Here is a 22,513-nt window from a genome sequence, read left to right as displayed (position 1 = left end):
TGAATGGCGCGCTTGGGAAGATTCGAACTCCCGACCCCTTGATTCGTAGTCAAGTACTCTATCCAGCTGAGCTACAAGCGCTTCTTATTCAAAATGTGAATGGCAAACTACTCATAACAGACAGTGAATGCAAGCTTCATTTAACATTATTGTCACTTTTTTTTGAAAAATCTTCGAATGTGATGCTTGTTCTTAAATTTGTCATGATCTAATGTAAGCGTTAAATGATTTTCAATTTAAAATCCACGGAAGATATTATGTCTAAAAAAAGTTTATTTAACAAAGGTTTAAAGTTATTTAGCGTACTAATATCTATGGTTTCGATCATATCATGCTCAAGTAATAATTCGGATGAATGGCCAGAATTACATGCGGATAATTTGTGGCAGGAACTTGAAGAAACTAATCCTAATGATGCTAAGGAGGCGATTAATGATAACGTCACTAATATCGCGAGTCCCTCTAAACCATCTTTTGACGATGTTGTTATATCATTAGAAGAAGTCAAAAAAGAGCTCCGTGACATAGAATTTCTTTTACCGCAACGAGAAGCAGCTGTGAGTAAAGCATTAAATGATTATTTCGATGCGTCTGCTGCGGATAAAGCCAGTTTCTGGCGTGGGGTAGAAATTGAAAAATCACGTATTAATGACATAGCGAGTAGATTGCGATTATTAGAGTATAAGTTTGAAAATAATAGCCATGCCACTCTAGAAAAACAATTGATAACGAGATTACTTGAAAAAGCCGAAAATATCATACCCGTCACACCTAGTGATTTAAATCTGTCTTCACTGCAAAATTTAGAAAATGGGAATGCTAATTTTGAAAATCAGATGGTGGTTGCGGCAAACCCATATGCCGCGAAGGCGGGCCTTGAAATATTAAAGCGGGGTGGAAGTGCGGTTGATGCTGCGATCGCCGTTGAAACGACACTTAGTCTGGTTGAGCCGCAATCATCGGGTATTGGTGGTGGCGCATTCCTATTACATTTTGATCCGGAAGCGTCATTAAGTGAGCAGCTTAATTTTTATGATGGCCGTGAAGCGGCGCCAATGGCCGCAACGCCCGATCACTTCAAATCCGTCACTGATGTTGATGGTTATGTTAAACTTGATGCGGTTTACGGTGGATTATCAGTAGGGGTTCCGGGCGCACTCGCAGCTTTAAAGATGGCTCATGATAAGCATGGGGTTCTCTCATGGTCAGAAGTGCTTGAGCCAGCCATAAGGCTTGCGGAAGAAGGGTTCATTGTCTCGCCGCGTTTGGAACGTTATATCACAATAGATGAAAAATTAATGTTGGTACCGGCGTCTCGTGATTATTTTTATGATGAAAATGGAGATCCTTGGAAAGCGGGACATTTGCTGAAAAACCCAAAACAAGCGGCCGTATTAAAACGAATTGCCACTGAGGGCATATCCGCCTTTTATAAGGGTGATATTGCAGAAAAAATTGTTGATGCGATTAAAAATGCACCCAATAATCCCGGTTTAATGGAGCTGAGTGATCTTGAGAATTATCACGCTAAAGGGAGAGACGTAATTTGCGGGAATTACAGAACCTATAAAGTATGTTCAATCCCGCCGCCTTCATCAGGAGGGCATACGATGATAGCGACATTAGGTTTGCTTGAGGGATTTAATATTGACCAAATGGTGCCGCATTCGGCGGAAGCTTATAATATTATTCTTGAGGCAGAAAGCCTCGCTTATGCTGACCGTAATCAATATACGGGAGATACAGATTTTATTGATGTCCCAGTGAATGGTATGATCAATTCTGATTATCTTAAAGAACGTGCAGGATTGATTAAACCGGGTTTTTCAATGGGGAAGGCACCTTATGGAACCCCGCCAATGGAAATGACGTTAAATTACGGCGAAGGTAAAGTTCTTGAAATACCCTCAACAACCCATTTTAGTATCACGGACCAATGGGGGCATGTCGTTTCCATGACGGCGACCGTGGAAAGTATGTTCGGAAGCCGTCTTATGGTTGAAGGGTTTATGTTAAATAATGAACTCACTGATTTCTCACTAATCCCGCGAGATGCTGATGGAAAAATGGTTGCTAACCGTGTTGAGGGTGGTAAGCGACCGATGAGTTCTCAGACACCAAGTATCGTTTTTGATGAGAAGAATAGACCGGCACTTATTATCGGGTCGCCTGGAGGCTCGAGCATTATAAATTATGTAACGCAGACTATGATTAATGTTCTTGATTGGAATATGGATATGCAATCAGCGATTAACGCTCCCCATATTATTAGCCGAAATGGTCCTGCACTTGTGGAGAAAGAAACGGATGCCGAAAAACTGATTGAGCCATTAAAAGCATTAGGTCACGAAGTAGAGGCGGTCACATTGATGAGTGGCCTTCATGGAATAAAATTGATTTATGATGATAATGGTCGTCGTATACTTGAGGGAGGCGCAGATCACCGCCGTGAAGGGTATATAGCCCAATGAATGGAATAAGAGTAGCAAAGATTGAAGAGGAACTTAATAAATTAAAAGTTCTAAAAGGAAGAACACCGCAAACATCTGAAGAAGAAATGGAAGGAGTTTTTGCCACACTTGGGGCTTTTGATACGGGTGGTATTTTTACAGGAAGTTTTGTTGGAGAAAGTCCATGGGAACGTCATACAATGGGTGATGAATTGGTATATATATTAAAAGGTGAGACTGAATTAACAATCATGACAAATGATGGACCGGAAATATTGAATATGAAGGCTGGAACGTTAACGGTGGTGCCAAAGGGTTTATGGCACCGTTTTAAGGCACCAAAGGGTGTTACTGTTTTGACGGCGACACCGCACCCAACTGATCATTCTAATGAAATTGATCCTCGATAATTTCTTTTAATTATTAAGCGGCAGTATAATTCTAAAGGTCGTTCCTGAAGCATCACTTTTAAGCAGGTCTAATGTCCCACCATGAGCGGTAATAATTTCTTTTGATATGGCGAGACCTAGGCCCGTTCCACCTCTACTACCGGTTTTAAAAGGCTGGAAAAGGTTCTCTTTAATTTTTTCAGGGATGCCAAGTGCATCATCAGAAATGTCGACGGTTATTTGGCTATTTTCAACTATGCCATTTATAGTAATATTTCCTGTCTCGCCGATGGCTTGAACGGCATTGCGACAAATATTCATCAATACTCTGAAAAGCTGATCATTATCCGCTTTAATTTTCTCCTCTGTCGCTATGTTATTTTGTAGTTTAATATTTTCATTTTCATATAAACCGAGAGAAGTGGTCACATCATCAACCAAATTATGTAGATTAAATGTTTTTACATTAAGTTCTTCAACCTCACTGCCGCCATATTGGAGTGTGTTTTCACAAAGTCTTATGGCGCGGTCGATTGCTTTAACAAACCTAGGCGCGAGTTGCTGAACTACGGGATCATCAATAGTACTTAAATGATCAGAAACGAGCTGAGCACTTGAAAGCATATTTCGTAGATCGTGATTAATATTGCTAATGGCGCCCCCCAGTTTAGCGAGATGGTCTTTTTGGTTTAAAGCTTTCCTAACATCGTCCTGCATTCTTGCTAGTTCCTGCATCACTAAGCCAATTTCATCTTCTCTGTCTTCTGGGATAAATTTTTTGGTTAAGTCTTCGGGTGCATGTCTAAAGGCAATCATGTTATCAGTAATTTTTTGAACGGGACGAACGAGAAGGTTAGAAAGACTGTAATATACCAGCATTGCAGTAAACAAGGATATGACAATTGTTAACAGTACGATATTGCGTGAATAAATTAGCATATCGTGACAAAGAAGAATTTCATCAAAGACAACGACAATTTCACCTCCATATTCACCAGATGCGTTACCGGTAACTTCCATTAAATAATTTTCTCTATTCATGAAAATTAATGTTTCAAATGCATCTCTCACGGATTCTGTCCAAGGTACGTTGCGAATATCAAATCTTGCTGAAACATTGTACGGTTCCATAGCTCTTAATACTTGAGGATCCATTCCATCATCAAAGCGGCGCATTATAGAATAATTTTCGGTCGATATTAGAAGCTCATCAGTAAGCATTCGGCTTACGATATAATCAGGTGCCGCTTCCAAAACTAGAATAGCAATATTCGCTTCCGCTATTTTTTGCTCAATCCAGTTCTCTCTAAAATTCGCAATAGATGGAACATAAATCAAGACTTCTGCAATAAGCACAAAACAAATCGTAAAGAGAAGAAGTCTTGCGGAGAGACTTTCCTTAATCGATATTTTTTTTAATATCCCCGCCATTTAATTATCCCATAAATGATAGCCACTTAACAATTTTCTTAGTTCTATCACTAAATAATGATTCAGTGTAATAACTTGATGCGGCTCGCTTGCTCACTTCACCTAATGTTGGATAAGGACTAATAACGTTTGCCATTGATCCTATTTTTAATCCTTCATTTATAGCGAGTGTCCAAGTTGCAAGCAATTCATCTGCATTCTCGCCAACAATAGAAACCCCAAGAATAAGTCCTTTTTTAGACGTAATTACTTTAATTAGGCCATCCTTAATGCCCATAGCTTTGGCGCGGTCGTTTTCTGCAAAATCCCATCTTAATACGGTGATTTGATCACCGTGTTTTGCGCGGGCCTCTTTTTCACTTAAACCAACACCTGCTAGTGAAGGTGATGTGTAGGTTGCATGGGGTAAAGCTTTATAATTTGCCTTTGCCCAAAACATGCCAAAAACAATTCGTCTAATGATAATGCCTGCATCATATCCTGCTTTATGGGTGAAACCGGCCCATCCTGTGACATCACCGATAGCATAAATAGATTTATTGGACGTTCTTAAATTCTCACCAACTTTAATTCCATGCTTAGAAAATTCAACGTTCGCTTTTTCAAGACTTAACTTTTCAATGTTGGGCTTACGGCCAGTTGCAATTAATAAATGGCTGCCTGTTACAACTTCAGTTTCAAGGTTTATATTGATACCTTTTTCATTTTGTAAAATATCTTTTATGGCCGCATTTTCTTTAAAGTTTATGCCTTCTTTTTTTAAAGATTTTAGAAGTATGTCTTTTAATTCTGGGTCTTCATTTTCAAGAAAGCCAAGTGCGATAACGGTTACTGCACTGCCGAGTCTTTTATATGATTGAGCGAGTTCAAGACCAATAGGTCCGCCACCGATAACAATTAAATGCTTAGGTGTTTCTTTTAAATCGAAAATACTTTCATTTGTTAGATAAGGCACTTTATCTATATTGGGTAGCGGTGGAACACTCGGTGATGATCCTGTCGCAATAATAAAACGTTTTGCTTTAATGAGAGTGTCTCCAGCTCTCACTGTATTTGGATCTTCGAACTCACCATACCTTTGAATAACATTTACACCGAGCCCTTCAAACCGTTCAACTGAATCGTGTGGCTCAATCTCAGCGATTACGCTGTGAATATGGTCGTGAACTTTTTCATAATTAATGTCTGGGTTTTGAGGAGTAACACCAAATTTTTCTGGTGATCTAAATTTTTGAGCTGCATTGCCCGCTGCGATAAGTGCTTTTGATGGAACACATCCATAATTTAGGCAGTCACCACCCATTTTACCACCTTCGAGCAAAACAACATTTTTCCCTAGTTGCGCAGCACCCGCAGCAACACTTAATCCGCCACTTCCGGCACCAATTACACATATGTCTGCTTTAATTGTATTACTCATGCGGCTTTTCCTGCTTTTATCTTTTTATAGGCAATCGGAATTAATGAAAGCAAGCCAAGAGCCGCTAGTGGTAGAAGAATTTCCGGTGAACTTAAAATCGATAAGTCTGGCGTTTTTCCTTGTTCTAAAACGTAACCAATGCCATTTCCGATACTCGCAAATACAAAGGTTCCAGGCATAATACCAAAAAACGTTGTAATAACATAAGTTCGAAGCGTTACGCCCATAAAAGCAGGAACGATATTTACGACAAAAAAAGGAAATGCTGGTACTAACCTTAAAAACAACAGATAACTGACTGCGTTTTTATTAAATCCGTCTTGCATTTTAGATAACCAAGGGCCGGCACGTTCTTTTAAAGTATCTGCAAAAGCATAGCGCGCCGCTAGAAAGATCATGCTGGCGCCAATAGTCGCGGAAATTACGACCACAAAGCCCGAAACAACTGTTCCAAGCAACGCCCCATACATGAGTGATAGAACTGAAGCACCAGGTATTGAAAAGGCAACAATCAGGGCATAACCAGCAGCAAAAATGATGATGCTTAATAGAAATTGTTCATCAATATAATTTTTAATCAATGAATAATTTTCGCCAATGACTTCAAATGATAATAATTTATGGACATCAAAATATATCGCAAGAAGCAATCCGCTAACAAGCAAAGCGATGGGAAGATATTTTTTTACATTCATACTATATATAATCCGGTGTCATAATATTTGATTTTAAACTTAACTGAAAATACAATAATCATCTATACGCTTGTTTAGAAATAAAATCCATTCACGAGAGCGTGATCGTAAAGTGAATATGAATGGTCATGAAAGGCTATGTTTTATAATAGTTTTTTTATTTTTTTTTATTATATTAATCGCGTTAGAGGCATTGACTTATATTACTATACCCATTATACACTCGGTTTCATAATCATTGGTCAGAGAGTGAGCCTGACAGAGAAATTAATTTAGCGCCTTAAAGGCAGTTGGAGAAGTCCAGTGAAACGTACATATCAACCAAGTGTTCTGGTTCGTAAACGCCGTCATGGTTTCCGTTCGCGCTCTGCGACAGTTGGTGGAAGACGTGTTCTTGCTGCCCGTCGTGCGAAAGGACGTAAGCGTTTATCAGCATAGAAGTCTGATTGACGACGAAAACACGAATTTGAAACCGGTCCTTTGAAAGAAGAGACCGGTTTTTTTGTGGAACAATTTGAATGAGCGAAGTTGTTGTAAATAAAGGCATAAAATTAGATACATTGAAGAAGAGGTCAGATTTTCTTCGTGTCGCATCAACGCGAAAAAAATGGGTCACACCTGCAATGGTTATACAAATATCGGATAGTCTTTGTGATGATGGCGATATCATTCAAGTTGGATATACGGCGAGTAAAAAAGTTGGCAATGCTGTCGCACGCAGCAGGGCTAAAAGGCGTTTGCGTGAAGTTGCAAAAAAAGTTCTTATAGGTTGCGGTTCGCAAAAACATGCCTATGTATTAATTGCAAGGCAGGAAATATTGTCATGTTCATTTGATCAATTGATTCGCGATTTAAAATGGGCGATAAAAAGATTGCACGGGACTTCAAAAGATAAAAAGGCGAATAGATGACCATATTTACTTCTCTTTTTAGGTTTTTCGACTTGATTGTCTCTTATATCTTGAAAGCATTGATCACTGTCTATAAGTATGTCTTTTCACCTCTTCTGGGGCCAAAATGTCGATATCTGCCAACTTGTTCATCCTATACGATGGAGGCAATAGAAAAACATGGGCCATTTATGGGAAGTTGGTTGGGGATAAAGAGGATATTAAGATGTCACCCATGGGGCGGCAGCGGGTATGATCCAGTTCCTGATAAAAGGAACAAGGGATCAGAAAATTGTAATTGTAATGCCGCAACGAACGGCGAAAAATTGAGATAGTATGATGGAAGAAAATCGTAACTTTATTTTGGCAATTGTGTTGACTATGGTCATCCTTTTTGGGTGGGAGTATTTTTATGGTGCACCAATGCGCGAAGAAGCAGAGCAAGCTGCATCTGAACAAGCGGTAACGGCGGAACAAGCAGGCGTCCCAGAAATGTCAGCAGGGGCAGTTGAGGCCGGAGGCATTCCGGGAATGGCCGCGCCAGTCGTAAAAGAAATAGCAACCAACCGCAATGAAGTTATCGGTGAACGTCAGAATATTTTGATTTCTGGTGGTCGCGTTAAAGGAACGATAAATCTTAAAGGTCTTAGATTTGATGATTTAACGCTTATTGATTACCGTGAAGAAGTAGATCCAAACTCACCTGAAATTACTCTTTTAAACCCATCTGATTCATTTAATGCATATTTCGCTGATTTCGGCTGGATCGGTGATGGTAAAAGACCTGATGTAAATTCAGTTTGGACGGCTAATAAAACGGCTCTTTCATCTGACGATACTATAAATTTTACATGGGACAATGGAGAAGGTTTAATATTCACACGTGATGTGTCTTTAGATCAGGATTATATGTTTACGATTAAACAATCTGTTCAAAACAATTCATCTTCGACAGTTGCTATGGCGACATATGGTCGCGTCTACCGCGAAGGGCGTAGCAGTGAACAACCTTTATTTATTCTTCATGAAGGTCCAATTCGTGTTGGTGAAGACGGCAAAGAAGAAATCGGTTATGAAGATCTGGAAGATGATACATATGAAAAAGAAGAAGTATCTGGCGGCGGCTGGGTCGGTATTACCGATAAAGACTGGATGGTTGCAGTCATTCCTGATCAATCCCAGGATTTTGTAAGCAACGTATCACGTACTGAGCAAAATGGCGGTGAACAATTTCACGTGAATTTTGCCACAAATGGAATTTCTATTCCCGCAGGCGCCACAGCAGAGAGAACGTCACAATTTTTTGCTGGCGCTAAAGAAGTTGATTTATTAGAAAAATATACCGAAGACGGTGGTATCAAAATGTTTGATTATGCCATTGATTGGGGTTGGTTCTATTTCATTACGAAACCTATTTATTTCGGCCTTCATTTCTTCTATGGCATCGTTGGTAATTTCGGAATTGCCATTATTCTTCTTACTATGGTTGTTAAGGGGCTATTATTCCCGATGGCTAATAAACAATATGAAAGCATGGCACGTATGAAAAAGCTTCAACCTAAAATGGCGAAGCTTAAAGAAAAGTACGGTGATGACCGTGCACGTATGCAACAAGAAACCATGAAAATGTATCAAGAAGAGAAAGTAAATCCGCTTGCAAGCTGTTTGCCGATTTTTATCCAGATACCGATTTTCTTTTCCCTTTATAAAGTACTCTATGTGACAATTGATATGCGTCACGCACCATTCTTTGGTTGGATTAAAGATCTTAGCGCGCCGGACCCATTGTTAGTTACAAACTTATTCGGGCTTATTCCATGGGATCCACCAAGCTTTATCGCGATTGGTATTCTGCCGGTCTTTATGGGTTTAACGATGTATTTTCAACAAAAACTTAACCCACCAATGACTGATCCAATTCAGCAAAAAGTATTCGCATTTATGCCGATTATCTTTACCTTCATTTTGGCTGGGTTCTCTGTTGGGTTGGTGATCTATTGGACATGGAATAATATTCTTACCATTTGTCAGCAATGGTTCATCATGCGCCGGGTTGCTGCATTGGATAATAAATAGTCAGGAACCATTGTGTTAGACGAAGAAATATCAGAAGAAGCGCAGGTGGCATTCCTTGAAAAAGGGCGCCTGCTTTTTCGTGATAAATGTGAGTTTTTATTAGGCGCCGCAGCACTTAGTCAATTACCGGAACCAAATGCGACTGAGATTGCCTTTGCTGGACGGTCTAATGTTGGAAAATCAAGTCTTATGAATGCGCTTACGGGACGTAATAATCTCGCTCGTACGTCAAATACACCGGGCAGAACCCAACAATTAAATTTCTTTTTTCTTGGAGAGAGAAAGAAACTTGGCCTTTATATTGTGGATTTACCAGGTTATGGATATGCGAAGGTATCAAAATCACTTGTTAAAGATTGGGTAAAGTTGATGCGTGAATATTTACGTGGACGTCCAAATTTACGACGCGTATTTGTGCTTGTTGATGGGCGTCATGGCCTTAAAGAAAGTGATAAAGAACTTATGTCAATGCTGGATGAAACGGCCGTATCCTATCAGGTGGTTTTGACAAAATGTGATAAAGTTAAAATATCGGAACAAGAAAAGCTTATCACTAATACGCAGAAAGCAATTGCAAAAAACGTCGCCGCTCATCCAAAAGTCTTGATCACAAGTTCTGTTAAAGGATATGGTCTTGATGAATTACGCGGTGTTATTGCCGATTTGGCTTAATCAAAGGAATAATTATGAATTCTGGTGCTGTAGATAAGGATGCGTTGCTTAGAAAAGCAGGAACTTTAACCGAAGCGTTACCCTATATGCGTCGCCATGCAGGTAAGACATTTGTCATAAAATATGGCGGTCACGCTATGGGCGATCAGGACCTTGCTGATAATTTTGCCCGTGATATCGTTTTAATGAAACAGGTAGGGATGAACCCCATAGTTGTTCATGGTGGCGGCCCACAAATCGGGAAAATGTTAGAACGTCTTAAAATCGAAAGCTCATTTATTGATGGTTTAAGAGTGACGGATAAAGCAACGATAGAAGTCGTTGAAATGGTTCTGTCAGGCAGCATCAATAAATCAATCGTTGGGGCGATCAACAAAGTTGGCGGTAAAGGGGTCGGACTTTCAGGAAAAGACAGCAATTTGGTTATTGCGGAGCCATTGAGGCGCACAAAGAAAGACCCAGATTCACAAATTGAACAATTTTTAGATCTTGGTTTTGTTGGTCATCCAAAAAATGTCAATGCTGATTTTCTGCGTATGTTCGAAGAGAGCGATATTATTCCGGTTATTGCCCCCATTGGTCTTGGTGAAGATGGTGATACATATAATATCAATGCGGATACGATGGCGGGTGCGATTGCAGGGGCATTAAATGCGGAACGTTTGTTGCTTCTAACGGATATTGCAGGTGTGTTGGATAAAGAAAAAAATCTTATCGCTGAAATGGATGAACAGAAAGCGAATGAGATGATCGAAGATGGAACAATCATTGGCGGCATGATCCCTAAAATAGAAACATGCATTAAAGCCATTCATGATAATGTAGGCGCATCTGTTATTATTGACGGACGGGTTGAGCATGCGTTACTACTTGAGCTATTCACAGAACATGGGGCGGGGACTCTCATCCAAAAATAAAGGAAATCTAATGCGAAAATTATCTATATTAAGTATGATAGTATTTCTTCTTTCTTTAATGATGGGACATTCAATCTCATTTGCGCAATCAAAGTCATTAGAAATGAAATGGAAACTGGAAGGTTTTGACCGTCCTGAAAGTCTTCACCCAAGTTCTGACCACAGTGAGATATATGTATCAAATGTCAATGGTGATAGCAGAGCTAAAGACGGTAACGGATATATTTCACGTGTTTCTCTTACAGGTGAGATTATTGAAAAAGACTGGATTACGGGACTTAACGGGCCCAAAGGCTTTACTGTTAAGGGCAACACACTTTATATCGCCGATATAGATGAACTTGTCATGGTAGATATCAATTCAAAAAAGATTATTAAACGCGTTGCTTTTCAAGATGCAGGATTTCTTAATGATGTGAATATTGTAGGTGATAAAGTATTTATTTCTGATACTGGGAAAGATACTCTTTTGGTTTATACAGAAGAAAATGGCGTTGAAGTTTTCCTGAGCGGTGAAGATGTTAAGGCACCTAACGTACTTCTTCCGCAAGATGGTAAATTGTTAGTGACGCGCATGAGAACTGGTGAATTGCTTTCAATAGATATTGAAACAAAAAACATTGATGTTGTTGGAAATGGTATTATTAGCGGGGACGGCATTGGTATTTTGGAGGATGGTTCATATATCATTACTTCTTTCACGCGTGAAATTTATCACATCAAGTCTATGACTGAAACAGATCAATTACTTGATTCAAAGCCGGAAAAAATTTCTCAAAATGATGCCTATTATTTTGGCGGTCATTTATATGTTGCCAATATGGGGAACGCTTCTATCACCGCATGGAAAGTCAATTAATCATTAGCATTTTTAAAAATAGAGTTATTAGTTTTAGTAGTATTCTAGCTAGGATTAAACGTGACTAGAGGGTTGTTTCTTAAATTTGGGCCCGGTGTAATTTTCGCTGCCAATGCCGTTGGTGTATCTCATTTGGTGCAATCAACGAGAGCAGGCGCGGGATATGGTCTTTCGCTGTTATTGCTTATTTTTTTAATAACGGCGCTTAAATATCCTTTATTTCGATTTGCATCTACTTATTCCGCTGTATCAGGAAAAACCTTGCTTGATGCGTATCGTAAAGATGGGCACTTCGCCGTTTTTATATTAATTTTATCTGTCGTAATAGACATGTTTATAGCAACAGCGGCTGTTTCATTGGTGACGGCGGGGATTGTTAAAAATGTTTTTGGTATAGATGTATCCACACTGTTGGTCATAACAGTCTTAATTCTTGGTGCTTTTTTTCTGCTTGCTGCCTTTGGGTATAGTTTTTTTGAAAAGCTCGTCATATGCATGGTGATATTATTTACTTTAATGTCGATTGCGGCCTTAGGGATGGCCGTGCCGACTGCCATTAGAGAAAGTACTAATATTATGCCGGATCTTAATTGGTCACCTGCATTTATTGTCTTTTTAATTGCGATGGCCGGTTGGATGCCGACACCACCAAGTGCATCATTTTTCTTGTCGGCGTGGTCCGCGAAAAGGCGTCAAAAATTAAAAGACCAACTTACGTTAAAAATGATTTTATTTGATTTTAACTTTGGTTACGCCCTGACCCTTATTATTGCGTTTGCTTTTGTTTTATTGGGCGCGGTTTTACTTTATCTAAATAATATAAACGCTGAAACGGATTCTGCGGTTTCATTTGCGGCAATTTTGATGAGCCTATTTTCCGAAAGCTATGGAAGTTGGGCAATACCTATTGTAGGTGGTGCCGCTATTGTGGTTATGTTCTCAACAATGTTGACATTATTTGATGGCGCCCCTCGTGTTATGAGGCAGTTATTCGGATTTTCAGAAACAAATAAAAAAGCGTTTCTCGGGTTTCTAATATTACAAGCCATAGGTGTTATATCGATTGTTTATTTTTTCGGTTCTTCCTTTTCAACGTTTATTAATTTTGCAACCAGCACGGCATTTGCCACGGCACCATTTATTGCGATCTATAATTACAGGGCAATCATGAACGATGATATTCCTGACGAAGCCAAACCGCGGCCATATTTACGTATATGGAACTTCATTTCGGCAGGTGTACTTTTTGTGATCGGAATTTATTATTTTTTAAACCTATTTGGTGTTAATGGTTAGTCTCATTGAATAACGGATTACATGTGTTTAACTTTTTTCCCGAGAATGTTAGTTTTGCTAAAAAATATCTAGATTATCGTCTAGAAGTTCAGGATGTGTCTTTTCAGTAAGTTTCCGCCAGGTGTCGGGCATTCCGTCGACTGAATGGGATTTTCTGCCGAAACCTCGGGAGATAGACCATGCGTTCACGCCCTCCATACCAATCCATGGGTGATTAAAAGTGTTGATGTCATTAAATGTATGTGTTGCATCGGCAGTCATTAGATTTGGGTCAGAGACTTGTTTCATTGATCCTTGATAGGTTGACCAATCGTTGACCTGAATTAATTGCCCAAGGTCGTTTGGCATTTCTGCACGGTATATGACATCACCGTTCACCCATATGTCATCGCCAATGATCCATGCTGGCCCTATATTGCCGTTTCTGGTTACGGGGCCAGTTTTCTTTTCACTGTTAATATCAAATGCGGGTTGTTCAACGCCATGAAGATTAAATTTACGGCTTACTTTTGCTAGCTTTGGCTGTAATACGTCTCTTGTTGCGCCGGTATAAGGATTATCAAAAGTTTCAATCAATTCACCCGTTTCAAGATCCGAATAAAATATTTTAAGGGCGGCTTTAGCCATATATTTATGTTTATCTAAGTTCTCTAATTTATAGATGATGCCCACATGCATATTCCAAAAAGGTGTGAATACGCCTTCTTTAAACCCATATCTAACGGCGCGTATATACCAATATGTCAGTCTCTCATCGATGCTAAAAGCAAGCTTCCGGTGAATATAATGAAGGTCTTCTGCTTTGGCTGGGTCTAAAATCAATCGGTTTTCTTGAGAATGAGAAAGACATGCTTTTGATGTTGCCGCAGCCATTGCAGTGGCCCCTATTAATTTTAGAGTATCTCGACGTTTCATGCAGTCTTCTCCTTATATTAAAGCCATTCACTAAGCCTAGTGCTCGAATTATGACGGGACAATGATATTTATCATAAAAGAAATTAGGGTCTTAGGTGCTCATGAAGTCGGTTCTAAAAACTAAGTCTTGCGTTATCGATTACTTCTTTCATGACAAAGAATGTTCTGGTTTGACTAACGCCTGGTAAGCCTAATAATTTGTCACCATGAAGTTTACTAAAATCTTTTAAATCACGGACACGGATCTTTAATAAATAATCAAAATCACCCGCTGTTAAATGACAATCAAGAACGAATGGTAATTTCACAATCGCCGCTTCAAAGTTTCTAAAACTTTCTTTTGTTGACCGATCAAGCACAACGCCGACCATTACGAGGGCACCATGGCCAACACTTTCAGGATTAATGTTTGCTTGAACCGATGAAATATACCCATCTTTGAATAATCTTTGTGTTCTTCGGTGACATGTGGCGGCACTTATATTGACCTTTTCTGAAAGTTCCGCATTTGTAAGGCGTCCATCCTTTTGTAAGTGACGTAATATATTGATATCAATTTTATCTGTTAATTGATCCATGAAAAAATCTTCCATATTTTATAAAAAAATAATGTATAATTATTAATATATCACAATATATTTGAATAAATAGTAATTATTATACATAACTTAGAGAGCACCTTTCATTGCATGTGAGCTATAGTAAGCAGATATTTAACATTATGGATTTTAACATGCTTGAAAAATTTGAACGGTATCCTCTGACATTCGGCCCAACGCCAATTGAAAAACTTGATAGTTTAACGGAACATTTGGGCGGAGCTGTTGAACTTTACGCAAAGAGAGAAGATTGCAATAGCGGTTTAGCCTTTGGTGGCAATAAATTGCGTAAACTTGAATATATCGTTCCGGACGCAATTGCTTCTGGTGCGGATACTCTAGTATCTATTGGTGGCGTTCAATCAAACCATACCCGTCTCGTCGCAGCAACGGCCGCGAAAATTGGAATGAAATGCCGTTTGGTTCAAGAAAGTTGGGTGCCACATGAAGATGCCGTATATGACCGTGTGGGTAATATATTGCTCAGTAGAGTGATGGGCGCTGATGTTGAGCTGGTTGATAAGGGATTTGATATTGGCATTCGTGAAAGTTGGGAAAATGCACTTCAAGATGTAAAGGATAAGGGTGGTAAGCCCTATGCAATTCCTGCAGGGGCTTCTGTTCATAAATATGGTGGTCTTGGTTTTGTAGGGTTTGCTGAAGAGGTGCGCACACAAGAAGAAGACCTAGGATTTAAATTCGATTATATTGTCGTTTGCACAGTCACTGGTTCTACACATGCCGGAATGCTGGTTGGATTTGCGAAAGACGGTAGAGAGCAAAATGTAATCGGCATCGATGCGTCATGTACACCTAAGCAAACTAAGGCTCAGGTGCTTGATATTGCGCAAAAAACGGCTGAACTTGTCGAATTAGATAAAGAAATCACCGAAGATGATGTGATACTCCATGAGGATTATGCATATCCGGTTTATGGTGTGCCTTCCGAGGAAACTAAGGAGGCCATCAGAACATGCGCAAGATTAGAAGGAATGATGACTGATCCCGTATATGAAGGAAAATCTATGCAAGGCATGATGGACCTGGTTCAGAAAGGTTATTTCCCTAAAGGTTCGAAAGTGCTTTACGCGCATTTAGGGGGTGTGCCTGCAATCAACGGATATGGTTATACTTTTAGAAACGGGTAAGGTTATTTTATTGTTCTATGTAATTTGATTTTATATATTGGTTTAATCGATTTATAAAATTGGAGAATTAAAGTGAAATGTTTCATAACTGTTTTGTTATTCATATATTCCTCTGCAGCATATGCCATGAATGTAGAAATTAACGATGGCAAGAATTCATATTTACAAGAAAAACACGTCTTTAATGGGTTTGGATGTAGTGGTGGGAATTTAATCCCTGAAATCAGTTGGTCTGATATTCCTGAAAAAGCGAAATATATTTCTATTACAGTTTATGATCCTGATGCGCCAACAGGTGGGGGATGGTGGCATTGGGTCATCACGAATATTCCTGCTGCAATTTTTAAGGGCATTAGTGCAGACAATTATGCTGATGTTGTTAAAAGCGGTGCCATTGAATCGATCACATCATTTGGTCAAGCCGGATATGGCGGACCATGTCCCCCTGAAGGCTACACCCCGCATAGGTATGTTTTTAAAGTTTATGCATTAGAAAATAAGCTTGATGCTAATCCCGCTGCGCAACCGGGCCTTATGGGTTTTCAATTAAATGCACAGGCAATTTCAACGGCGACATCTACATTGCTCTACGGACGATAATAGGCCTTATTCAAATAAGGCGATATCATATTCAAGTTGTTGATTTGAGAAGGGGTAATCAACGCCGTTTTTGGCGTTAATGAATTCCGTAGGGGGAACATGGGCAAGATCGCTTTGCATTTGAAGTGCTGTGCGCATACTAAGTCCAGCCTTCCAAGCGAGGGCCACTACAAGATTACCCTTTTTCTTAGTGATCATTGTTCTAACCGATTGATCGGGCAATTTTGACATTAAAATTAATGCTTGAATGACCAGTTCACGTTGTTTGTTTTTAATGGCGTTTTGAATAAATTCGTCATCAATCACGCCGCGCTCATATAAATCGGATGCTTGCTCAGCGAGGGTGCGTTTATCATCGCTATCAGGTGTTTCATCACTGATACGTTCTCTTACTCTAACCAGCAGTTCTTCGCCTTGATCTTGATCTAGATGATTATCTGTTATCATGACTTCAACGAGTGAAGAGGCAACAAAAGTTGCGATGCGTTTCATTGCACGAATTGAAAGATTGGGTCTTTTTGCGAGTGGCTCGTGCCACTGCGTGATATCTTGGTTCTGTGCTTCTTCAATAATAGAATCGAGTGTTTCTTCACGGATCTGCGCATTTTTATTTGCGAGCATATTGGTAACAGCAGGAATTTCCAGCGTTTGTGCAATGGCCTCGCAGACATCACCACTTAGTATATTTCTTTTTGCGATTGCTTCCAATGCACCAGATAGTGTTGTTGCCGCAATAATTTCTTTTAGGTCAGCATCACTTAATAGGGGGGAATACTCTAATATTGCTGCACTAACGGCCGGAACCTGATCCGTTGCTAATTTCAAAGCAATATGTTTAGGGATGCTATTTGAAGATTTTAGTTCTTCTGCGAGTATTTTTCTTACAGAAGGTAATTGATCGTTGGCCAGAACTTCGATCATTTCAAGTGCTTTTTCACAAATTTCTGCTTTTCCGTCTTCATTAATATCGGGAAACAATCTAGCAATTTTACGAGTTAATTCGTGTTTAACTTCTTCGTCTTCATCATTTGCCAATATTTTATCGGCTTGTATGGGGGTATTTGCGTTAGCGGCAACTTTTAAGCTAATATCGGAAGATTTATCTTCGGCTAAATAATATAAGACTTCAGGTGGTGTTGTATCTTGTTCAGCCAAAATCATCTTGTCATTGGGTTTCTTTTCTTCCAATGCTTTTTTGGCTTTTTCATAGCTTGCGAGCTCAGAAGCTCTTTTCTCTTTATTCTTGAATAAATTAAAAATCATATTTGATATTCAAACCTGTATTTTATTTGTGCTAAGAGAAAGCTACACTATAAAAGTTTCTATTGGTTTAACACGATACCTGATTTACCGTTTTTCTTTACATCATATAAGGCATTATCGGCATGTTCCATTAATGTCTCTAATGCATAATTTGATTTAGCATCGCTTATGGCTATGCCTATTGATAACGATACGGGATTTGTATCATTTTCGGCTAACTTCTGTAATTCGGTAGTGCATTCAAGAATGCGATTTGCTAAATGTACTGCACTTTTTTCATCAACATTTTCAAGCCAAACGGCAAATTCATCACCACCAAGCCGACAACATAGGTCTTCTGTTCGTGTGGTGCGCTTTAATATTGATGAGAGCGTGACCAGCACGTCATCACCAACCGCATGCCCGTAGGTGTCATTAACTTGTTTGAAATTATCCAAATCAATATAAAGAAGGGCGCAGTTTTGTCTTTGCCGTTTTTGAATGACAAGTCGTTTATTGGCCATTTCAGTGAAAGCACGGCGATTAAGAAGAGACGTTAATTCATCCGTCTTGGATAATTCTTCTAACTTTTCGTAATTTTTAATTTGCTCAAATGCGATGCCAAGGTGGCTAGAGACACCGATGAATAATGACTTTTCATCCTTATTCCATTTTTTATTTTCTTCTTGGACGGTTACGAAGATAGCTCCATTTATTTCATTATGATGTTTTGTAAAACCGATTAGTGTCTGTTTACCGTCTATCGCTTCCTCGACATAAGAGGGCGGCATTGGTTTGCTTCTGTCGTTACAAATGTTTAAAGCTTTTGAAATTAATTTATCAATAAAATCACCATTATTTATGCCACCTGCATCTGCCTTTAATTTGGCTTCAAACTTGTCTTCAGAATTTTTTGATAGGCTTGCAATATGACAGTGCTTCGCAGATAATCCGTCAAGCGCGGCTTTTGCGGTTGTATGCAACATTCTTGTTGGATCAATTTCATCACGTATAGTTGAAATAATTCTTTTTAAGACTTGCTCATTTTTTCTAATGCGTCTTAAGGATGCTTCTCTTTCCCTCACCTCGGTAACATCACGACAAACGCCTCGTGCACCTTGCCAAGTTGAGTTGTTGTCGATAATTGGGTTGGCAGATACCTGTACGCAAGCGAATTCACCGTCACTGCGTTGAAGCCATATTTCAACATCATTAATGGCGTCAAGTGTATCGAAAGGGTTAAGACCATCTGCTCCGACGATTAAGTCAGCCGCTTTTTTCTCATTTAACTCATATGCTGAATAACCTAGAATGCCGTTTGAAGATACATAATTAAAACGACCTTTATTATCGGTTTCCCATGCAAAATCAGTAGAACAGGAAACGAGATCTTTAAACATTTTTCTCGATTCAACAAGCGCTTTTGTTAAATGTTGTTCAACGGTTGTGTCTTTTCCAAATAGAAGGACACATGGCTTTTTCGAATTCTTAGAAATATTCACCGGAAATGCAAATAGATCATAATGTCTAGTTCCTGTTTCATCTTCGATTGAAAATTTTTGATTTTCGGGACAATCGTTTGTCATGCACCTTATGATTATGCCATGAATAATAGGATTACGATTTTGTAATGCTTGAACCAAATTTTCAGAGTAAATATTTTGATGAATTATATTGAGCGATTCGTCAGTTAAAATCGCCGGGCCATTCAGATTATCGATTAATTTATTTTGGAATGATAATTCTTCAGAGGATTTATCGATGGTTTTACCTTGCTCGGAAGCATTGGAATTATTGATAAAACGTGCGATATTATTATCCATGGTGCCCAAAATCGATCTAAGTTGAATTGCAGTTACTATTAGAATTCTCTTGGCAAACAGTTTAATGAATGAGTATTAACAATTCCTTTAAGAAATGAGCGGGCGTAGACTAATTATGCAAAAAAATGATGTGGATTATAAAAAACTTAATCAGATAAACCACTGGGTCTTTGATCTTGATAATACGCTTTATCCTCACGGGGCAAATTTATTCAGTCAGATCGATCGTAAAATGGGTGAATTTATTCAATCCATGTTTGATGTTTCTTATGCTGATGCGAAGGTAATGCAAAAGAAATATTTTATGGAACATGGAACCACTTTGAGGGGGCTCATGTCGGAGCAAGGCATAGAACCATATGATTATTTGAAGTTTGTTCATGATATTGATTTCTCGGTCCTTAAGGTAGACACAGCTTTAAACGAAGCATTACATAAACTTCCAGGTGAAAAATATATTTATACAAATGCGTCGACCGAATATGCAAAGAATGTTCTTAGTCATATAGGTTTAAATGGCTTTTTTCAGGACTTTTTTGATATTCATGATGCTGATTTTTTACCAAAGCCACATGAGGCTAGTTATCATAAGATGATTGATAAATTTGATATTGATCCCAATAGTTCCATTATGGTTGAAGATATAGCAGGGAATTTAAAGCCAGCCGCAGAGTTAGGTATGGCGACCGTTTGGGTAAATACGGGTGTTCATTGGTCTGATAATGGGGTAAAAGAGACGAGAATTGATCACACAGCGCCTGATTTATCGTCATGGCTTTCGCATGTTACAAAGAATATGGAATAATTTTATGTCCAATGATAATCAAATAACAATTGTTCCTTATATCCAATACTCGTTAAAGGCTGCTTTAAAGCTCGTTAAACTTAATCCGAATTCTATGGAATATTTTGATCTATCATCAGATGGATTTTGGAAAAGTTTTTTGGCTATTGCTGTTATGGTTCCCGGATTAATTCTGGTTTCCGTTTTCCAGTATCAAGGTATTGTTGATGGCGCATCACCCGATGAAACATTGGCGTACCCTTTTTTATCAAATGTTGTTTTTTTCTTTTTAGCGTTACCCTTTACAGCATTTGTAATGGCTTATTTTACGAAGTTTATGAAAATTGAACAGCACTATGCGCCGATGGTAGTTGCATATAATTGGATGAGTGCACTTGTATATTTAATTATGGCCGTGATGACAGTGATTTTAGGGTCAGGGCTTTTTAGTAATAATATTTCTGGTATAATTTTAACCGTAATTGGGTTTTATTTTAGTATTTATATTCATTGGTTTACGTTTAAAGTCGGTTTGCAAATAAGTGGTGCATTGGCTATTGGGGTACTTATCTTTGTTAAACTTCTTGATGCGTCATTAATCGTTATATTGTTTAAAATATTTGATCCTGAATATTTTGAAATGATGATGCAGGCTTTTAATACTCAACCTTCATAAAATATAATCCATCAGGTGGTGCATTAAAGCCAAGAGCATGTCGATCAGCTGCCTTTAAAGCATTTTTCATATCATCTTTAGTCCATTTCCCTTTGCCCACATAATAAAGGCAACCGACCATTGAGCGTACTTGATGGTGAAGATATGAGATAGCAGAAGTATCAACATAAATACTTTCACCTTCTCGGCTGACATTCAAGCTCTCTAATGTCTTTAAAGGCGATTTTGATTGGCATTGAACACTTCTAAATGTGGTAAAATCATGTTTGCCGACTAACACTTGTGCGGCATCTTGCATTGCCTGAACATCAAGTGGTTCTTTGATTTGCCAAGCAAGTCCGCGCTGTAAGCTTAATTTCGCGCGGCGATTGATAATGTGATAACGGTAATATCTTTTCTTTGCGGAAAAACGTGCATGAAAATCTTCATCTACTTCTTCTGAATGTAAAATAGATATTGGAACATCTTTTAAATGATAATTCATAGCTTCCATGAATTTGAAGGCTTCCATGTCGCGTGGGATGTCAACGTGAGCGACCATTCCTTTTGCGTGAACGCCCGCGTCGGTTCTTCCTGCCGCAAAGAAACGGCATTCCGTTTGACAAAGTTTAAATGCAGCCATTTCAAGCTCTTCTTGGATGCTAGGAGCACTATTTTGCAATTGCCAACCATGGTAATTAGCACCATTATATTCGATGGTTAGTTTGAAGCGGTTCATGAAAATTTGGTCCCGATTTTGACATCAAAACCGTTCATTAATGCCATTATATCCATCGGGCCTTTTCCTGCACGTTGTGCACGTTTTACTTCTATTGAACCATCACCACATGCGATGGTAAGTGGAGTGCCTATCATAATGCCCGGATTACCGTTATTCTCTGAGATGCCGACATTATGAATTTTTATTCGTTCCCCATTCATTTCGCACCAAGCACCTGGGAAAGGTGACAGGCCATGGATATGATTTCTTAAATCACGTGCTGATTTTTGCCAATCAATATGCGCTTCAGATTTATCAATTTTTTTTGCATAAGTAACGCCCTCGAATGATTGTGGGGCAGGAGAGCTCGTTTCTATATTTTTTAAGACTTCGACTATTGCATCCGCACCTAACAAACTAAGTTTATTATGAAGGGTTCCCGTGGTATCAGAGTGTTCAATGGGAATTCTTTTTTCAAGATGAACTGGCCCCGTATCAAGTCCTGCTTCCATTTGCATAATACCTACACCAGTTTCACTATCACCTGCCATAATGGCGCGGTGGATTGGTGCCGCTCCTCGCCAGCGCGGAAGAAGTGATGCATGAATATTAAGACAGCCAAATTTTGGTGTGTCTAAAATTTCTTGAGGGAGAATCAATCCATAGGCAACAACTATGGCCACATCCAAATTTAAATTGTTAAAATCAACACGGTCTTTTTCTTCTTTAAAATTTAGCGGGGTGTGAACGGGGATATTCTGCGCAAGTGCATATGCGTGCACAGGCGAGGGACGTTCTTTTTTCCCTCTTCCTGCGGGGCGGGGTGGTTGGCTATAGACGGCAACAACCTCGTGGCCTGCTTTAATAATGGATTTAAGCGCACTGACCGAAAAATCAGGTGTCCCCATAAAAGCAATGCGCATATTGTTAT

Annotated in this window: 23 protein-coding genes and 1 tRNA gene; 14 read left to right on the top strand and 10 right to left on the bottom strand. The window is 39.0% G+C overall.

Annotation, left to right across the window (positions count from 1 at the left end):
• Window positions 1-4: 4 nt before the first annotated feature.
• Window positions 5-81: transfer RNA gene (locus ACTF6W_RS07055), tRNA-Arg, on the bottom strand.
• Between the two features lie 176 nt (window positions 82-257).
• On the opposite strand from ACTF6W_RS07055, the gene ggt reads away from it, so the two are divergent.
• Together ggt and ACTF6W_RS07045 are read left to right on the top strand one after the other, a co-directional pair.
• Window positions 258-2,471, top strand: coding sequence for a gamma-glutamyltransferase (ggt, locus tag ACTF6W_RS07050; protein ID WP_438993834.1), 2,214 nt, complete (start codon window positions 258-260; stop codon window positions 2,469-2,471).
• A complete protein-coding gene (locus tag ACTF6W_RS07045) occupies window positions 2,468-2,860 on the top strand; it encodes a cupin domain-containing protein (RefSeq protein WP_438993833.1) in 393 nt (130 codons plus the stop codon). Before ggt ends, ACTF6W_RS07045 begins: the two co-directional genes overlap by 4 nt.
• A 6-nt stretch (window positions 2,861-2,866) precedes the next feature.
• On the opposite strand, the gene ACTF6W_RS07040 is transcribed toward ACTF6W_RS07045, so the two are convergent.
• The 3 genes from ACTF6W_RS07040 to ACTF6W_RS07030 are packed head-to-tail and all read right to left on the bottom strand — an operon-like array spanning window position 2,867 to window position 6,385.
• Window positions 2,867-4,270, bottom strand: a complete 1,404-nt coding sequence (locus ACTF6W_RS07040; protein ID WP_438993832.1) for an ATP-binding protein — start codon at window positions 4,268-4,270, stop codon at window positions 2,867-2,869.
• A 4-nt stretch (window positions 4,271-4,274) separates the two neighbouring features.
• On the bottom strand, window positions 4,275-5,690 hold the full coding sequence (locus tag ACTF6W_RS07035) for a dihydrolipoyl dehydrogenase family protein (RefSeq protein ID WP_438993831.1): 1,416 nt from the start codon (window positions 5,688-5,690) through the stop codon (window positions 4,275-4,277).
• Window positions 5,687-6,385 (bottom strand): TVP38/TMEM64 family protein, encoded by a 699-nt coding sequence (locus ACTF6W_RS07030; RefSeq protein ID WP_438993830.1) that lies wholly within the window; start codon window positions 6,383-6,385, stop codon window positions 5,687-5,689. The genes ACTF6W_RS07035 and ACTF6W_RS07030 overlap by 4 nt, the downstream gene beginning before the upstream one ends.
• Window positions 6,386-6,688: 303 nt before the next feature.
• Between ACTF6W_RS07030 and rpmH the strand changes: the two genes are divergently transcribed.
• From rpmH to ACTF6W_RS06990, 8 genes are all read left to right on the top strand, one after another.
• Window positions 6,689-6,823 carry a 50S ribosomal protein L34 gene (rpmH, locus tag ACTF6W_RS07025; protein WP_249035898.1) on the top strand — a complete coding sequence of 45 codons (135 nt, stop codon included), beginning with the start codon at window positions 6,689-6,691 and terminating at the stop codon, window positions 6,821-6,823.
• A gap of 80 nt (window positions 6,824-6,903) precedes the next feature.
• The gene (gene rnpA / locus ACTF6W_RS07020; protein ID WP_438993829.1) at window positions 6,904-7,296 is read left to right on the top strand and encodes a ribonuclease P protein component; all 393 of its coding nucleotides are present in this window, start codon (window positions 6,904-6,906) and stop codon (window positions 7,294-7,296) included.
• Window positions 7,293-7,610, top strand: a complete 318-nt coding sequence (gene yidD, locus ACTF6W_RS07015) for a membrane protein insertion efficiency factor YidD (RefSeq protein ID WP_438993828.1) — start codon at window positions 7,293-7,295, stop codon at window positions 7,608-7,610. Before rnpA ends, yidD begins: the two co-directional genes overlap by 4 nt.
• A gap of 1 nt (window position 7,611) precedes the next feature.
• Window positions 7,612-9,351, top strand: coding sequence for a membrane protein insertase YidC (gene yidC / locus ACTF6W_RS07010; RefSeq protein WP_438993827.1), 1,740 nt, complete (start codon window positions 7,612-7,614; stop codon window positions 9,349-9,351).
• 9 nt (window positions 9,352-9,360) lie between these two features.
• Window positions 9,361-10,023: a ribosome biogenesis GTP-binding protein YihA/YsxC gene (yihA, locus tag ACTF6W_RS07005; RefSeq protein ID WP_438993836.1), complete on the top strand. Its 663-nt coding sequence runs from the start codon at window positions 9,361-9,363 to the stop codon at window positions 10,021-10,023.
• A 14-nt stretch (window positions 10,024-10,037) separates the two neighbouring features.
• Window positions 10,038-10,940, top strand: a complete 903-nt coding sequence (gene argB, locus ACTF6W_RS07000) for an acetylglutamate kinase (protein ID WP_438993826.1) — start codon at window positions 10,038-10,040, stop codon at window positions 10,938-10,940.
• A gap of 10 nt (window positions 10,941-10,950) precedes the next feature.
• Entirely contained in the window at window positions 10,951-11,799 is an 849-nt protein-coding gene (locus ACTF6W_RS06995) for a YncE family protein (RefSeq protein ID WP_438993825.1), read from the top strand.
• Window positions 11,800-11,859: 60 nt separating this feature from the next.
• Window positions 11,860-13,095 carry an NRAMP family divalent metal transporter gene (locus ACTF6W_RS06990; RefSeq protein ID WP_438993824.1) on the top strand — a complete coding sequence of 412 codons (1,236 nt, stop codon included), beginning with the start codon at window positions 11,860-11,862 and terminating at the stop codon, window positions 13,093-13,095.
• A 57-nt stretch (window positions 13,096-13,152) separates the two neighbouring features.
• On the opposite strand, the gene ACTF6W_RS06985 is transcribed toward ACTF6W_RS06990, so the two are convergent.
• On the bottom strand, window positions 13,153-14,010 hold the full coding sequence (locus tag ACTF6W_RS06985; RefSeq protein ID WP_438993823.1) for a hypothetical protein: 858 nt from the start codon (window positions 14,008-14,010) through the stop codon (window positions 13,153-13,155).
• Between the two features lie 113 nt (window positions 14,011-14,123).
• Window positions 14,124-14,588: an Lrp/AsnC family transcriptional regulator gene (locus ACTF6W_RS06980; protein WP_438993822.1), complete on the bottom strand. Its 465-nt coding sequence runs from the start codon at window positions 14,586-14,588 to the stop codon at window positions 14,124-14,126.
• 155 nt (window positions 14,589-14,743) lie between these two features.
• Here ACTF6W_RS06980 and ACTF6W_RS06975 point away from each other — a divergent pair, with 155 nt between their 5' ends.
• Window positions 14,744-15,757, top strand: a complete 1,014-nt coding sequence (locus tag ACTF6W_RS06975; RefSeq protein WP_438993821.1) for a 1-aminocyclopropane-1-carboxylate deaminase — start codon at window positions 14,744-14,746, stop codon at window positions 15,755-15,757.
• 126 nt (window positions 15,758-15,883) lie between these two features.
• Complete coding sequence (locus ACTF6W_RS06970) at window positions 15,884-16,357, top strand: YbhB/YbcL family Raf kinase inhibitor-like protein (RefSeq protein WP_438993820.1); 474 nt, start codon at window positions 15,884-15,886, stop codon at window positions 16,355-16,357.
• 6 nt (window positions 16,358-16,363) lie between these two features.
• On the opposite strand, the gene ACTF6W_RS06965 is transcribed toward ACTF6W_RS06970, so the two are convergent.
• Window positions 16,364-17,620 (bottom strand): DUF2336 domain-containing protein, encoded by a 1,257-nt coding sequence (locus ACTF6W_RS06965; RefSeq protein WP_438993819.1) that lies wholly within the window; start codon window positions 17,618-17,620, stop codon window positions 16,364-16,366.
• Between the two features lie 59 nt (window positions 17,621-17,679).
• Window positions 17,680-19,422, bottom strand: coding sequence for a sensor domain-containing diguanylate cyclase (locus ACTF6W_RS06960; RefSeq protein ID WP_438993818.1), 1,743 nt, complete (start codon window positions 19,420-19,422; stop codon window positions 17,680-17,682).
• A 115-nt stretch (window positions 19,423-19,537) separates the two neighbouring features.
• Here ACTF6W_RS06960 and ACTF6W_RS06955 point away from each other — a divergent pair, with 115 nt between their 5' ends.
• Window positions 19,538-20,227 (top strand): pyrimidine 5'-nucleotidase, encoded by a 690-nt coding sequence (locus tag ACTF6W_RS06955; RefSeq protein WP_438993817.1) that lies wholly within the window; start codon window positions 19,538-19,540, stop codon window positions 20,225-20,227.
• Between the two features lie 4 nt (window positions 20,228-20,231).
• Complete coding sequence (locus tag ACTF6W_RS06950; protein ID WP_438993816.1) at window positions 20,232-20,882, top strand: hypothetical protein; 651 nt, start codon at window positions 20,232-20,234, stop codon at window positions 20,880-20,882.
• Here ACTF6W_RS06950 and truA read toward each other — a convergent pair.
• Both truA and fmt read right to left on the bottom strand, forming a co-directional pair.
• The gene (gene truA / locus ACTF6W_RS06945) at window positions 20,863-21,600 is read right to left on the bottom strand and encodes a tRNA pseudouridine(38-40) synthase TruA (RefSeq protein ID WP_438993815.1); all 738 of its coding nucleotides are present in this window, start codon (window positions 21,598-21,600) and stop codon (window positions 20,863-20,865) included. The two genes, ACTF6W_RS06950 and truA, sit on opposite strands and share 20 nt — an antisense overlap.
• Window positions 21,597-22,505, bottom strand: a complete 909-nt coding sequence (gene fmt / locus ACTF6W_RS06940; protein ID WP_438993814.1) for a methionyl-tRNA formyltransferase — start codon at window positions 22,503-22,505, stop codon at window positions 21,597-21,599. Before fmt ends, truA begins: the two co-directional genes overlap by 4 nt.
• Between the last annotated feature and the right edge of the window lie 8 nt (window positions 22,506-22,513).

Origin of the sequence: Pseudemcibacter sp. (genome assembly GCF_965661635.1) — a bacterium.
Taxonomy (GTDB): Bacteria; Pseudomonadota; Alphaproteobacteria; order Sphingomonadales; family Emcibacteraceae; genus Pseudemcibacter.
Note: the sequence above shows the minus strand (reverse complement) of the source record. Positions and strands in the feature narration are given on the sequence as shown.